Below are 14,151 nucleotides of genomic sequence, written 5' to 3'. Positions count from 1 at the left end.
TCCTGCCTCACGGCCAGACGAGGCTCACGGCGAGGAGGATCATGACCAGGGCGACGAGCCCGTCGAGCACGCGCCACGCGCCCGGGGTCGCGAGCACGCGCCCGAGGAGGCGCGCTCCGAACGCGAGCGCGAAGAACCAGACGACGCTCGCCGTCACAGCGCCGACAGCGAACCAGACGCGGTCGTCGCCGTGGGTCGCGGCGATGCTCCCGAGGAGGAAGACGGTGTCGAGGTAGACGTGGGGGTTCAGCCAGGTCAGCGCGAGGCACGTGAGCGCGACGGCGGCGCGGCGGGCCGGCGCGGGGCGCTCGGTCGCCGCCCGCGCGTCGAGAGCTTGCCCGCTGGGGCGCCAGGCACGACGAGCAGCGAGGAGGCCGTAGGCGAGGAGGAACGCCGCGCCGGCCCACCGCACGACGGGCACCAGCCACGGCAGGCCCGCCACCACGAGGCCGAGGCCGGTCACCCCCGCGACGATCAGCACGGCGTCGGATACGGCGCAGATGGTCGCGACGAGTAGAACGTATTCCCGCCGGATGCCCTGCCGCAGCACGAACAGGTTCTGCGCGCCGATGGCGACGATGAGCGACAGGCCGAGGCCGAGGCCCGAGAGGGAAGCGGAGAGCACGAGTCGACGCTAGGGTCGCAGGTCGGTACAGTCCAGTTCATGGATCTGCAGTCGATGCAGCACAGCTGAAGATGCGCGTTCCGGTCGAGCTGGTCGAGACCCTCGCGGTGATCCTCGACGAGGGGAGCCTGGATGCCGCCGCGCGTCGTCTGCACATCACGCCATCCGCCGTGAGCCAGCGGGTGCGGGCTCTGGAGCGCGTCGCCGGCCAGGTTCTGCTCGTGCGGTCGAAGCCTGCGCGCGCGACCGAGGCGGCGCACCGCTTCGTGCGCTACGCCCGCCAGCTCGCCCTGCTCGAGCGCGACGCGTTCGAGGGGGCCGACGAAGAGGCCACGAGCGTTCCGCTCGCGGTCAACGCCGACTCGCTCGCGACGTGGTTCCTGCCGCCGCTCGCCCGGGTCGCGTCCGCACGGGATGTCGTGTTCGACCTGCATCGCGACGATCAGGACTTCACCGCCGGCCTGCTCGAGAGCGGAACGGTCATGGGCGCGGTGACCTCTCGGCGGGTTCCGGTGGCGGGATGCCGGGTGTCGGCGCTCGGCGCGTTGCGGTACGAGGCGGTCGCAACGCCCGCCTTTGCGAGGCGATGGTTCGCGGAGGGCGCGGGCGTGGGCGCAGGACCCGATCGCGCCGGACTCGCGTCGGCGCCGGTCGTGGACTTCGACCGCCGCGACGAGCTGCAGACCCGGTGGCTGCGCGGCGCGGGTGTGGCTGCCGACGCACCGCCGCGGCACCGCGTCCCGGCATCCCAGGACTTCGCGACCGCCGTGCTGCTCGGCCTCGGGTGGGCGCTCCTGCCGACACTGCAGTCACGCGTGCACGTGGAACGGGGCGAGCTGGTGCGGCTCGGGGGAGACGACATCGTCGTGCCGCTGTACTGGCAGCAGTGGAACCTCGCTTCGCCGCTCCTCGACGCGGTCGCCGAGGAGATCGTCGCAGAAGCCCGGCGCGTGCTCGAGCCCGCCGCCTGATCCCGAGCTCGGCTCGCCGAGAGTGCACCCTCGGCGCGAGAGTGTCGCTGTGACGGTATGTGGTGGGCTGGACGGTGCGTGCTCGGCGAAGCCGCTCCGCCGGGCGGGGAGGGACTCAGGACTCCGCGACCGTGAGGACGACCTTTCCGCGGGAGTGACCCCGCTCGACCTCGATGTGAGCGGCGGCGACATCGGCGAGGTCGTGGACGCTGTCGACGAAGACCTGGATGGCGCCCGAGTCGAGCAGGCGGCCGAGGGTGGCCAGCACGCTGCCGTCGGGGATCACCTTGTACCCGGTCGCGCGTACGCCCGCCGCTGCGGCAGCCTCGGCGTACCCCGGCCATCCGCCGGTCGGGACCATGACGTACAGACCGCCCGGACGCAGCACCCCGAGCGAGCGGGAACCGGTGTCGTCGTGCACGTTGCCCACGAGGTCGATGACGACATCCATCTCGCCGACGACGTCCTCGAAGCGCGTCGTCGCGTAGTCGATCGCGACCGAAGCGCCGAGCTCGCGCAGCCAGGGCAGGTTGCGGTCCGAGCCGGTGGCGGTCACCTGTGCGCCGAAGTACGCGGCGAGCTGCACAGCGAAGTGACCGACCCCGCCCGATCCGGCGTGGATCAGCATTCGCTGTCCCTCGTGCGCGTGGGCGGTCTCGACCACCAGCCCCCAAGCGGTGAGCGCGGCGAGGGGAACCCCCGCCGCCTCCACATGCGACAGGCTCGCGGGCTTTCGGGCGACGGACAACGAGGGCACGACGGCGTACTCCGCGTAGCTGCCACCCGAGCGGGGGAACGGTAGCATGCCGAACACCTCGGTGCCGGGCTGCAGCTCGTGGGTCTCGTAGGGGCTCGCGATGACCACGCCGCTGAAGTCGAAGCCGAGGGTGCTCGGCCAGCGATCGATGAGTCCTGCCACACCGCGTCCCAGCCGCGTCTTGGTGTCGATGGGGTTCACACCGGCGGCCACCACTCGCACGAGCACTTCGCTCAGGGCGGGAGAGGGCACCGGGACATCGGTCACGCGGAGAACCTCGGGCGCGCCGGGTTCATCGAACACGACCGCTCGCATCGTCTCGGGCGTCGCCTCGGCCGGCGTCGTCGGCTGGGAGGCGGTTGCTGTGCGCAGCGGCCGGAATCTCATCCGTCGCTCCTTCCTCACACCGCGGCGTCGGCGGCGATGATGCTCGGTCGATCTCAGTCAATCGTGAGATTGTCTCGACCGTGTTACGCCGCGGTCACCGGAGGGAGAAGCTCGGCGTCGCCGGAAGCGGGAGCGAGGGCGTTCAGTCGGGCGTCTCGGATGACGACAGGGCGTGGAGCAGCCGGGTGAGCTCGCGGATGTCGTCGACGTGCCACGACTCGAGCGCGGTCAGCAGCGAGTTCTCGCGCGGCGCGCGGACGGCGTCGAGCCGGCGGATGCCGTCGGGGGTGGCCGAGAGCAGGCTCGAGCGGCCGTCGGCGGGGTCGGGCGTGCGCTGCACGAGCTGGAGCTCCTCGAGCTCGCGGACCGTGCGGCTGATCTGGCCCTTGTCGGAGTGGAGCGTCTCGGCGAGGGCGGAGAGCGTGATCTCGCCACGGCGCGCGATCGTCGTGAACACCTTGTACGCGCCCGGGAGCATTCCCGGGCTCAGCCGGTCGGCGTTCTCGGCGAACAGCCGCCGGACGTGCGTGAACAGCTCACCGAACTCGAGCTCGAGCGCTCGGACGGCCGCGGTGCGCTCGTCGTCGAAGACCGATCCCCACGGGCCGGGAGTCCCGGGGGTGGTGCACCCCCGGGACTCGGCGGACTCTCGCGCGGTCATCCCGATCACCCTATCGAGCCGAGCGGCGCGTCTCCGCGTCGACCGGGGCGTCGGAGTCTGCGGCATCCGTGTGGACGGCGCCGGTCGCGGTGAGGGCGTTCATGCCTTCCGGAACCGACACGGTGGCCAGGTCGGCCTCGCCGGCCTGCAGACGCTCGGTGGTGGTCATCGTCGTCAGCGGCTTGTTCGGCAGGAACACGATCGCGATCAGGCTCAGGACCGCGAACGGCACGGCGATGAGGAACGAGTGCGAGATGCCGGTGGCGTAGATGTCCTCGAAGACGATCCGCAGCGCTTCGGGCATCGCCGAGACCTGGGGGAGCGTGTCCGACTGCAGCTGTGCGGCCCAGGTCGGGGCCTGGTCGCCGAGAGACACCAGCGCGGCCTGGATGTCGTCCTTCCGATCGCTGACGAGCGTGGTGACCTGCGAGGCGAGCGCCGCCCCCATGACGGAGACGCCGATCGTGCCGCCGAGGCTCCGGAAGAACGTCACGCCCGAGCTCGCGACGCCGATCTCGGTGGGGCGAGAGGTGTTCTGCACGACGAGCACGAGGTTCTGCATCGTCATGCCGATGCCCGCGCCCAGCATCGCCATGTAGATCGAGACGAGCGTGAAGTCGGTGTCGTAGTGGATCGTGGAGAGCAGGCTCGCTCCGCCGATCAGCAGCAGTGCGCCGACGATGAGGAACGGCTTCCAGCGGCCGGTCCGCGTGATCAGCGCGCCCACGCCGATCGAGGCGACGAGCAGTCCGCCGATCATCGGGATGGTCATGAGGCCGGCCTCGGTGGGGGTGGCTCCACGGGCGAGCTGCATGTACTGGCTGAGGAACACCGAGGCGCCGAACATGGCGATGCCCGTCGCGATCGAGGCGATCACCGAGAGGGTGAAGGTCAGGTTGCGGAAGAGCGTGAGGGGCACGAGCGGCTCGCGCACCTTGAGCTCGGTGATCACGAAGAGCACCGCGCCGATGACGGCGCCACCGACCATCAGGAGGGTCTCGACGCTCATCCATTCGAACGAGTCGCCCGCGAGCGTCACCCAGATCAGCAGCAGGGAGACGGATGCCGACAGCAGCACGATGCCGAGGTAGTCGATGCGCGTCTCCTTGCGCGGGTGCGCGGGGATGTGGAGCGTGCGCTGCACGATCAGCAGGGCGGCGACGGCGACGGGGAGGGCGACGAAGAAGTTCCAGCGCCAGCCCCAGGCATCGGTGATGACGCCGCCGAGCAGCGGGCCGCCGATCGTGGCGACGGCCATGACGGCGCCGAACAGGCCCATGTAGCGGCCGCGCTCGCGCGGGCTGATGATGTCGGCCATCAGCACCTGGCTGAGGGCGGCGAGGCCACCGGCGCCGATGCCCTGCACCGCGCGGAACGCGATCAGCATCTCGGGGGACTGCGAGAAGCCGGCAGCAGCGGTCGCCAGCACGAAGATGACGATCGCGAGCTGGTACAGCACCTTGCGGTTGGTGAGGTCGGCGAGCTTTCCCCAGATCGGGGTCGAGATCGCGGTCGTCAGCAGAGTCGCCGTGACGACCCACGTGAACGCGGCCTGGGTGCCCTCGAGATCGTGGATGATGACCGGCAGCGAGGTCGAGACGACGGTCGAGGCGAGCATCGACACGAACATGCCGAGCAGAAGGCCCGAAAGGGCCTCGAGCACGCCGCGGCGCGACATGTTCTTCCCCTCGGGTTGAGTGGATGCGGAAGCGGACATGAGTCCTCCTGGGATTCGGACGGACGCGGCTGCGTTGGCGCGGATCGTCGGCGGACGGTATTTCGGTAGCCGCGGGGCGGCGTAACTGGTTGACGAAAGTCAACCGTTGAGATCGGTCAACTATATGTTCAATCGTTGAGTTACGTCAACTATTCCCGCGCGCGCTTCGCTGCGACGAGGATGGGGACGTGTTCAGTGTGGAGGCGCTTCCCGATACCCGCATCGAGGTGGCCGTGCGGGCCGATTGGCAGCGGCTCATCGAAGCCGACCTGCCCAGCGCGGGGCGGCATCCCTCGGAATCGAACCGCCCCCACGTGACTCTCGCGGTGCGCGACGACCTGTCGACGGATGCTGGGCGCGAACTGGCGCGTCTCGGTGACGCCCTGCCGGTGGAGTGCCGGCTCGGTGGCGCGGTGGTGTTCGCTGCGGGGGAGAGGTTCGTCCTGGCCCGGCCCCTCGTCATGACGGCCGCGCTGCTGAGGTTTCACGCCCGCATCGTCGACCTCATCGGACCGCCGCCGGTGCGCTACGCCGTCACCGCGGCAGACCGATGGACACCCCACATCACCCTGGCGCGCCGGATGACGGCGGAGCAGATCGGACGCGCGCTCGGCATCGTCGGGGCGCCGACCCTCGAGGGTGAACTGACCGGACTGCGCCTCTGGGATGCCGAGGCCAAGGTGGTCACGCCGCTGGCGTGATCGCCCCGCCCGTGACGAGAGGCCGGTCAGTCGCTGAGGGCGAGGGCTCGAAAGGGTTCGCGCGGGCGCGATGCGACGATCCGCGGCGCTTCCGCCGCGCGCCGCTGCATCGTGCGGCGGTACAGCTCGTCGATGAGATCGGTCGCGAGATTCACGAGTGATCGGATCTCGCGCTCGTCGCGGTCGACCCACGCGCAGCGCGGCTCGTCGTCGATGGGGACGAAGTCGTCGTGCTGCTCCCACACCACGAGGGTGCGCTCGGCGCCGAGGACGTGCTGCTGCCACCACACCTGACGCAGATAGGTGCGGGGGATCGAGCGCCAGCTCTTGTTCGTGGTCTTGATCTCGGCGAGGGTGACACGGCCGTCGGCATCCACCATCACGCCGTCGGGCGTGGCGAGGTGTCGCTTCTCGACCAGGGCGTGGAAGAGCGCGGACGATGGCTGGATGCCGTGCGTCGCAGCGACCCAGGCGGCGATCTCCGGCTCGCGGCGGCGACCGTGGTCGGTGTACGCGTTGCCGGAGAACCCCGAGCCCATGAGCTTGGCGTCGGCGGCGCGCGCAATCGCCTTCGGGCTCGTCAGCGCCGCGACGTCCGTCGCCGTGATGCCCCGCGAGCGAGCCCGGATCCACGCCACGCGGTCGCGCGAGTCCGCGACGATGCGAGCAGCGAGTTCGGGTGACACGCATTAGACCCTAACCCCGCCCGCCCTCCCTCCCCGCCCTTGCCCCTCGGCGTGCCCCCGCCCCACCCCACCTCACGCGTAGGCGTCGAGTGCACGGCATCCCATCGATTGCACGGCATCGGTGCGTAGATGTCGCGGTCATTCGGCGGCAAGCCGTGCGCTCAACGGGGAGGGTGGATGTTGAATGCCCTGAGGTGGGCGGCGAGGGTTGACGGGGAGGTGACGTGACGAGGTTCCCAGCGCACGAGGCGGCGCCCGGTCGTACCCCGGATCCAGTCTTCGCGGCGCTTCTCGTCGAGGACCGTCCTCTCTGCCGAGCGGGCTGAGCGGAGCTCCGGGTCGAGGTACTTGCCGACGCCGTCGCATTCGCCCCAGGCATCGGCGTCGTCGAGGCCGAAGTCGACGCGGTACCAGCCCGCACCGCGCGGGCCAGCGATCGGCACCTGTAGCCGAACCGACCGGAAGCCGAGTTGGTGCAACCGGAACCGGCTCACGCTCTCCAGGGTCGACTCGGCCCGGCCGTCGGCGAAGCCCGCCACCCATCGAGCCCGCCGGATCCCTCGCGCCGCCCCCGCCTCGGCGATCCGAGCGGACATCGCCATCCGCCAGTCGTCGGGGGAGCGGCCCGTGCGGTCGCACCAGATCCGTTCCGCGCGGTCGGCCATGACGAGCGCCGCCTCGGGAGTCATCGTGCGTGCGACGTCGAAGACCGTCCGCGCGAGGGAGGTGCAGCGGATGCCGTTCACCTCGACGACGTCCTGCGCATCGAGGGGCGCGCAGTGGCGGAATGCATCGGGACTGCTGGAGACCCGGGCGCCCGGGGCCGTCGTGAGGTGGACGCGGGCCGGCCGGACGCGATAGAGGTCGAGGCCGTGCAGCACCCCGGCGGACTCGTGCGAGACGACCGCGTGGCCCCGGACCTCGTGCGCAACCGCCATCACATGGAGCAGATGCGCGTCCTCGGCGTAGAGCTCATCGAACGCGGCGCGGTCGACGTACCAGCCGCGTCGCACGTGCACCCGGATGCCGTCCCGCACCGAGCGGTCGATCGAGCGTTCGCTCTCACCCGCCACGAGCAGGTCGCGTCGGCGGTGGAGCAATGCCCGCACCTCATCCGGTCCTCGTCGTCTGCGCATCCCGCCCATGCTCACCCCCACCCCCACACCCCACCCCATCCCCCCACTTATGTGTGGACACCCCCACCCCACCCCCACGTGTGCAGAACTCGCGGCCGGCGCCGAGCGAACGAGCTCGCGCCGAGTGCACGGGCACGCTGCGTAGCGGTGCCGTGCAGTGGGCGGGATGCCGTGCACTCGGCGACAAGCGGGGGGATTTGGGGGATGGGGGGTGTGGGGGTATGGTGGGGGTAAGCCAAAGACCGCTGGTCATCGGTGTGCGCGTGAGCGCACTCGTGATCGAAGCTCTGCACTGCAGGGGCCCGCGCAGGTGACACTGAACTTCTCCTTCGGGAACCGAGCTCCGTGCCTCTGCGCCGGAGCTTTTGTCATGTCCGGGGCTGGTCGAGGCCGGCGCTCCGCCACCGCGGGGCGTCAGGCACACATCAAGGAGTGACCATGGTGCAGAAGGACGCATCGGTCGCCGAGCTCACGAAGTCATTCGAGGACTCGACTGCCGTTCTGCTGACCGAGTACCGCGGTCTGACGGTGGCCCAGCTCAAGCAGCTGCGCAACAGCATCCGTCAGGACGCGAACTACGCCGTGGTGAAGAACACGCTGACCAAGATCGCCGCGAACAACGCGGGGATCACGGCGCTCGACGAGGACCTCAAGGGTCCCTCGGCCGTGGCGTTCGTGCACGGCGACTTCGTCGCCACCGCCAAGGCTCTGCGTGACTTCGCCAAGGCCAACCCGCTCCTCGTCATCAAGGGCGGCATCTTCGAGGGCAACGCCCTCACCGCCGACGAGGTCAACAAGTACGCCTCGCTCGAGAGCCGCGAGGTTCTGCTGGCCAAGGCCGCGGGCATGATGAAGGCGACGATGGGCAAGGCTGCCGCCACCATCGACGCGCTTCGCGAAAAGCTGGAGACCGCCGACGCCGCGTGAGCGACAGGCGAGCTCTTACACCAACCCCATCTATCTAGGAGATACATCATGGCGAAGCTTTCCACCGAGGAGCTGCTCGAGCAGTTCGCCGGCCTGACCCTCGTCGAGCTCAGCGAGTTCGTGAAGGCGTTCGAGGAGAAGTTCGACGTCACCGCTGCTGCCCCCGTCGCCGTTGCCGGCGCCGCTGGTGGCGCTGGTGCCGCTGAGGCCGAGGAGGAGAAGGACTCGTTCGACGTCATCCTCGAGGCTGCCGGCGACAAGAAGATCCAGGTCATCAAGACGGTCCGCGAGCTCACCTCGCTGGGCCTCGGCGAGGCCAAGGCTGTCGTCGACGGTGCTCCCAAGGCCGTCCTCGAGGGCGCGAACAAGGAGACCGCCGAGAAGGCGAAGGCCGCTCTCGAAGAGGCCGGCGCGACGGTCACCCTCAAGTAATTCCCCGCTCTCACTCGAGAGCAGCACGACGGCCCCGGATGCTGCATCCGGGGCCGTCGTCGTCTGCGCCGGACTCAGTCCCGGCGGGAGAGGGTCGAGTCGCGGACGGCGACGGAGCTGTGTCCAGGTGCTCCCGCTGTCGTCCCCCGGACCACCATGCGCGGCTTGATCCGCATCGTCACGGTGTCGGCCTCGGGGTCCTCGATGTGGCGCAGGAGCAGCTCGACGGCGGCCCGGCCCTGCTCGTGGGGGACCTGTCGCAACGTCGTCAGGGCGAACATCTCGGCATTGACGTGATCGTCGATGCCGACGACGCTCAGCGACGACGGGACGAGGATGCCGAGGCGGCGGGCGGCGATGATCGCTCCGATCGCGACGTCGTCACAGGCCGCAACGATGCCCGTGGGTCGGGCGGCGGGGTCGCTCAGCAGGTCGACCGCGGCAGCGTACCCGGCTGGCATCGAGAGCTCGGCCGGCACCCGCGAGATCTCGTCGGCGAGACCGGCGCGACGCATCTCCGACTCGTAGCCGGCGTATCGCTCGGACTCGACGTGAGGCCAGTGCGTGGAGTCGGTGCCACCGAGGAACGCGATGCGGCGATGCCCCAGCTCGACGAGGTGCGCGGTCGCGAGAGCGGTGGCGTGCGCGTCGTCGAGCGTGACGAGGCTGGTGTCGCCCTCGGTGCCGATGACGCTGACGACTGGCTTTCCCAGCGCCAGCAGTGCGCCCAGCTCGCTCTCGGCAGGTTCGAGGCCCACCGCGATGACACCGTCGAAGCGCCGACGGGCCAGGAAGTCCTCGAACACCCGGCGCCGCGTCTCCGTCCCCGGGCGAGCGTCGTACAGGGTCAGGTCGAGGCCGTGCTCCAGGAGAGCCGCCTGAATGCCCTCGAGAACCTCTCCGAAGAACCATCGGCTGACGTGGGGCATGACGACGCCGACGGTCTGCGTGCGACCGGTCGCGAGGCTCATCGCCGACGAGTGCGCGACATACGACAGCTCCTGTGCTGCGGCAGCGACGCGCCTGCGGGTCTCGTCGGACACGTACCCGCGTCCGGTGAGGGCGCGGCTCGCCGTCGCTTTCGACACCCCTGCACGGGTGGCCACGTCGGCGATGGTGCTCATGGGACCTCCTCGTCCGTTCGGGGAGACCTGCCGGGGGACTCCCACCAGAGCGTAGCGGTTTCGACCGCGACCGGGAACCGGTTCCAGGCGCCTCGAGTGTGAGCGCTCCCACGGCCTCGCTTATTACCACATGGGATGGTTGTCAATCCGTGATATTCCGCTGGTTGTGCCGGACTCCGCAGGACAGTAGGTTGTCCTGGAATCGGTTCCCCAATGGATGCGGACAAGGCTCCTCTGGGTGAACGATGATCCCGATAGAGGAGAAGTACATGGCATTGTCACAGCGATACCGTCTTCTTGCCCCCGTCGCCCTCATGGGCGCGGCAGCACTGGTGCTGGCTGGGTGCGCCGAAGGTGGCGGCGAAGGCGGCGGCGAGGGCGGCGGCGACGCGAAGACGACCGTCCGCATCTCGGGCGGCATCACCGGTGGTGAGGCTGACGCACTCAACGAGTCGTTCGCGCAGTTCACCGAGGACACCGGTATCAAGGTGGAGTACACCGGCGACAAGTCGTTCGAGGGCAACATCGTCACCAAGGTGACCGGTGGCGACGCCCCCGACATCGCGATCGTCCCGCAGCCCGGCCTGCTGAAGACGCTCGTCGAGACCGGCAAGGTGCTGCCCGCGACTGAGGCGGTCGAGAGCGCGGTCGACGAGAACTGGTCGCCCGACTGGAAGCAGTACGGCACGTTCGACGACACCTTCTACGCGGCACCCATGCTCGCGAACCTGAAGGGTTACGTCTGGTACTCGCCGAAGCAGTTCGCCGAGTGGGGCGTCGAGATTCCCAAGACGTGGGACGAGATGATCGCTCTCACCGACAAGATCGTGCAGACGACCGGCGGTCCCGCGTGGTGCGCCGGCTTCGCCTCCGACGCCGCCTCGGGCTGGCCGGGCACCGACTGGGTGGAGGACCTCGTCCTGCGCCAGGCCGGCCCCGACGTGTACGACCAGTGGGTGGCCGGTGACGTGAAGTTCACCGACCCGCAGATCAAGTCCGCGTTCGACGCGGTGGGCGAGATCCTGCTCAACCCCGAGTACGTCAACGCGGGCTACGGCGACGTCAAGAGCATCAACTCGACCGCGTTCGGCGACGTGGCCGCGGCTGTCGCCAGCGGTGACTGCGCCCTCACGCACCAGGCCTCGTTCCTGTCGGCGAACTTCCTCGACGTGCAGACCGCCGACGGCGCGACCCCCGAGGTCGCTCCCGACGGTGACGTCTACGCGTTCCTGACGCCGGGGTACACCGAAGGCGAGCTCCAGGTCGAGGGCGGCGGCGAGTTCGTCGCCGCGTTCTCGGACGACGAGTCGACGCAGAAGGTTCTCGAGTTCATGGCCTCGCCCGAGTTCGCTGACGCGCGCGTCAAGCTCGGCGGCGTGATCTCGGCGAACAAGAACGCCGACCCCTCGCTCGCCTCGAGCGAGTTCCTCCAGGAAGCCATGACGACGCTGCAGGACGAGACCACGGTCTTCCGTTTCGACGCATCCGACCTGATGCCGTCCACGGTGGGCTCGGGCTCGTTCTGGAAGGGCATGGTCGACTGGATCGACGGTAAGGACACCGAGACGGTCCTGTCCGACATCCAGGCCGGTTACGAGAACTGATCGTCGCCTGACGATCGGTTGAGCCGAGCGGGGTCGGGCTGCACAAGCCCGGCCCCGCTCCTCCCGTCCGTACCGCCCGGGTACGCCGCTGTACTCAGAAGGGGATCCACATGTCGCAGACGACCGTCGACAGACCCGTCGACACCGAACCTCCCACCACCACGCACGCCACCGATCCGAAGGGGCGGTCGATCACTCGGATCATCGTCGCCGCCGGATTCGCCCTGATCGTCGCCATCCTCCTGCTGCTGATCTTCACCGGATCGAGCGAGGAATCGTCGCGCATCACGATCGGGTTCTCGCTCAACAGCTTCTTCCTCTGGTTGGGCGCGATGAATCCGCTCATCCAGATCCCCGTCATCCTGGCCGTGTTCGGGCTCGTCGTGGGCATCATCCTGGTGCTCATCGAGTACGCGCCCCGCCCGGGTCGCGGCTACTTCATCATGCGGCTCGTCGCGTGCCTGGTCATCCCGGTGCTCGCCTTCCTGCTGCTGCGGCCCTACGCCAACGCCGTCCTCTACGTCGTCGCGATCGCGCTGCTCGTCGGTGCGCTGCTCTTCTTCGCGGACTTCCGGTCGCGTCAGGGCGCGGGCTATCTGTTCCAGCTCATCCTCTTCATGGCCCCGGCCAGCATCATGCTGGCGCTCGGACTGATCTACCCCGCGATCGCCACGATCTTCAAGTCGTTCTACGACAAGTCGGGCGAGCAGTTCGTGGGCCTGGAGAACTACTTCTGGGTGTTCACGAACCCGACGGGCACGGCCTCGGTCGTCAACACGATCCTGTGGGCGCTCCTCGCTCCCACGATCTCCGTCGCCATCGGCCTGGCGTACGCGGTGTTCATCGATCGTGCCCGCGGCGAAAAGGTCCTGAAGGTCCTGGTGTTCATGCCCGTCGCGATCTCGTTCGTCGGCGCCGGCATCATCTGGAAGTTCATGTACGACGCCCGCCAGGGGGAGCAGGTCGGCCTGCTCAACGCGATCGTCACGGCATTCGGCGGCGATCCGATCCAGTGGCTCGCCATCAAGCCGGTCATCAACACCCTCATGCTCCTGGTGGTCTTCATCTGGACCCAGACCGGATTCGCCATGGTGATTCTGTCGGCCGCGATCAAGGCGGTGCCGACCGAGCAGCTCGAGGCGGCGCAGCTGGACGGGACCAATGCCTGGCAGCGGTTCCGCAACGTCACGGTGCCCGGCATCCGGTCGTCGCTCATCGTGGTCCTCACGACCATCACGATCGCGTCGCTCAAGGTGTACGACATCGTGGCGGTCATGACTGGCGGTCGCGATGAGACGACCGTGCTCGGCTTCGAGATGGTCAACCAGCAGCAGCGATTCCAGAGCTACGGGCACTCGTCCGCGCTCGCCGTCGTGCTGTTCCTGTTCGTCCTGCCGCTGATCATCTACAACGCCCGATCGATGGCCAAGCAGAGGGAGATCCGCTGATGACCGTTGCAGCCCCGGCCGCGCCCGTCGACACCCGCACCAAGCGCCAAGTGGCGCGCGACACCCGCCGCAACGAGGCGATCGCCCACAAGAAGCTGACGTCTAAGGGCGCGACCATCGCGGCCGTCATCATCGCCGTTTTCTGGACGATCCCGACGTTCGGCCTGTTCGTGACGTCGTTCCGACCCGGTGCCGACACCCAGTCCACCGGCTGGTGGACCGTCTTCACCAATCCCGAGTTCACCCTCGACAACTACGCCGAGGCGCTGACGTCGGGAGGGACGTCCACGACGCTCGCGTCGGCGTTCATCAACTCGCTCGCGATCACCATCCCCGCGACGGTGTTCCCCATCGTGATGGCAGCCCTCGCCGCCTACGCGTTCGCCTGGATCGACTTCAAGGGCCGCAGTGCGCTGTTCGTGTTCGTCTTCGCACTGCAGATCGTGCCCCTGCAGATGGCCCTGGTTCCGCTGCTCAGCCTCTTCTCGGAGGGCCTGACGATCAACGACGTGCCCATCTTCCCCGGCTTCGGCCTGAACGAGGTGCAGTACAGCTTCGCCCGCGTCTGGATCGCCCACGCGATCTTCGCCCTGCCGCTGGCGACTTTCATGCTGCACAACTTCATCGCCGAGATCCCGGGCGAGATCATCGAGGCGGCGCGGGTCGACGGCGCCGGCCACGGGCAGGTCTTCTTCCGCATCATCGTCCCGCTGGCAGCCCCGGCCATCGCATCGTTCGCGATCTTCCAGTTCCTGTGGGTGTGGAACGACCTGCTGGTCGCGACGATCTTCGCGTCGCCGGGCGCGCTGCCGATCACGCAGGCGCTCAACTCGCTGTCGGGCACGTGGGGCAACCGCTGGTTCCTGCAGTCGGCGGGAACCTTCATCTCGATCATCGTGCCGCTGATCGTGTTCTTCGCCCTGCAGCGCTTCTTCGTGCGCGGCCTGCTGGCAGGTGCGACGAAGGGCTGATCGG

General features: G+C 68.9%; 14 protein-coding genes. 7 read left to right on the top strand and 7 right to left on the bottom strand.

What is annotated here, in order from left to right:
* Positions 1–7 precede the first annotated feature (7 nt).
* Positions 8–625, bottom strand: a complete 618-nt coding sequence (locus tag ACI2K6_RS05230; protein ID WP_274177446.1) for a LysE/ArgO family amino acid transporter — start codon at positions 623–625, stop codon at positions 8–10.
* Between the two features lie 71 nt (positions 626–696).
* On the opposite strand from ACI2K6_RS05230, the gene ACI2K6_RS05225 reads away from it, so the two are divergent.
* Positions 697–1,596, top strand: coding sequence for a LysR family transcriptional regulator ArgP (locus ACI2K6_RS05225; protein ID WP_274177447.1), 900 nt, complete (start codon positions 697–699; stop codon positions 1,594–1,596).
* A 115-nt stretch (positions 1,597–1,711) separates the two neighbouring features.
* Here the strand turns inward: ACI2K6_RS05225 and ACI2K6_RS05220 are convergent, their stop codons facing one another.
* The 3 genes from ACI2K6_RS05220 to ACI2K6_RS05210 all read right to left on the bottom strand — a co-directional run bounded on the left by ACI2K6_RS05220 (position 1,712) and on the right by ACI2K6_RS05210 (position 5,118).
* The gene (locus ACI2K6_RS05220; RefSeq protein ID WP_274177448.1) at positions 1,712–2,740 is read right to left on the bottom strand and encodes an NADP-dependent oxidoreductase; all 1,029 of its coding nucleotides are present in this window, start codon (positions 2,738–2,740) and stop codon (positions 1,712–1,714) included.
* 142 nt (positions 2,741–2,882) lie between these two features.
* The gene (locus ACI2K6_RS05215) at positions 2,883–3,401 is read right to left on the bottom strand and encodes a MarR family winged helix-turn-helix transcriptional regulator (RefSeq protein WP_112616995.1); all 519 of its coding nucleotides are present in this window, start codon (positions 3,399–3,401) and stop codon (positions 2,883–2,885) included.
* A 10-nt stretch (positions 3,402–3,411) separates the two neighbouring features.
* Entirely contained in the window at positions 3,412–5,118 is a 1,707-nt protein-coding gene (locus tag ACI2K6_RS05210; protein ID WP_282502192.1) for an MDR family MFS transporter, read from the bottom strand.
* 188 nt (positions 5,119–5,306) lie between these two features.
* On the opposite strand from ACI2K6_RS05210, the gene ACI2K6_RS05205 reads away from it, so the two are divergent.
* The gene (locus ACI2K6_RS05205; protein WP_269267439.1) at positions 5,307–5,819 is read left to right on the top strand and encodes a 2'-5' RNA ligase family protein; all 513 of its coding nucleotides are present in this window, start codon (positions 5,307–5,309) and stop codon (positions 5,817–5,819) included.
* Between the two features lie 26 nt (positions 5,820–5,845).
* Here the strand turns inward: ACI2K6_RS05205 and ACI2K6_RS05200 are convergent, their stop codons facing one another.
* Entirely contained in the window at positions 5,846–6,505 is a 660-nt protein-coding gene (locus tag ACI2K6_RS05200) for a YqaJ viral recombinase family protein (protein WP_404568214.1), read from the bottom strand.
* Positions 6,506–6,666: 161 nt separating this feature from the next.
* On the bottom strand, positions 6,667–7,641 hold the full coding sequence (locus ACI2K6_RS05195) for a hypothetical protein (RefSeq protein ID WP_274177451.1): 975 nt from the start codon (positions 7,639–7,641) through the stop codon (positions 6,667–6,669).
* Positions 7,642–8,079: 438 nt separating this feature from the next.
* Here ACI2K6_RS05195 and rplJ point away from each other — a divergent pair, with 438 nt between their 5' ends.
* Both rplJ and rplL read left to right on the top strand, forming a co-directional pair.
* A complete protein-coding gene (gene rplJ, locus ACI2K6_RS05190; protein WP_112613525.1) occupies positions 8,080–8,568 on the top strand; it encodes a 50S ribosomal protein L10 in 489 nt (162 codons plus the stop codon).
* 48 nt (positions 8,569–8,616) lie between these two features.
* Complete coding sequence (rplL, locus tag ACI2K6_RS05185; protein ID WP_023952029.1) at positions 8,617–9,000, top strand: 50S ribosomal protein L7/L12; 384 nt, start codon at positions 8,617–8,619, stop codon at positions 8,998–9,000.
* Positions 9,001–9,074: 74 nt separating this feature from the next.
* Here rplL and ACI2K6_RS05180 read toward each other — a convergent pair whose 3' ends face one another.
* Positions 9,075–10,124: a LacI family DNA-binding transcriptional regulator gene (locus ACI2K6_RS05180; RefSeq protein WP_282502194.1), complete on the bottom strand. Its 1,050-nt coding sequence runs from the start codon at positions 10,122–10,124 to the stop codon at positions 9,075–9,077.
* A 269-nt stretch (positions 10,125–10,393) separates the two neighbouring features.
* On the opposite strand from ACI2K6_RS05180, the gene ACI2K6_RS05175 reads away from it, so the two are divergent.
* From ACI2K6_RS05175 to ACI2K6_RS05165, 3 genes are all read left to right on the top strand, one after another.
* Positions 10,394–11,728: an ABC transporter substrate-binding protein gene (locus ACI2K6_RS05175; RefSeq protein ID WP_282502195.1), complete on the top strand. Its 1,335-nt coding sequence runs from the start codon at positions 10,394–10,396 to the stop codon at positions 11,726–11,728.
* Between the two features lie 110 nt (positions 11,729–11,838).
* A complete protein-coding gene (locus ACI2K6_RS05170; RefSeq protein ID WP_112613531.1) occupies positions 11,839–13,176 on the top strand; it encodes a carbohydrate ABC transporter permease in 1,338 nt (445 codons plus the stop codon).
* Complete coding sequence (locus ACI2K6_RS05165; protein WP_112613533.1) at positions 13,176–14,147, top strand: carbohydrate ABC transporter permease; 972 nt, start codon at positions 13,176–13,178, stop codon at positions 14,145–14,147. Before ACI2K6_RS05170 ends, ACI2K6_RS05165 begins: the two co-directional genes overlap by 1 nt.
* Positions 14,148–14,151: the final 4 nt, after the last annotated feature.

Origin of the sequence: Microbacterium sp. NPDC006705 (genome assembly GCF_044903545.1) — a bacterium.
GTDB lineage: Bacteria > Actinomycetota > Actinomycetes > Actinomycetales > Microbacteriaceae > Microbacterium > Microbacterium plantarum.
The sequence above is the reverse complement of the archived record's forward strand: the minus strand, read 5'-3'. Positions and strand labels throughout refer to the sequence as shown.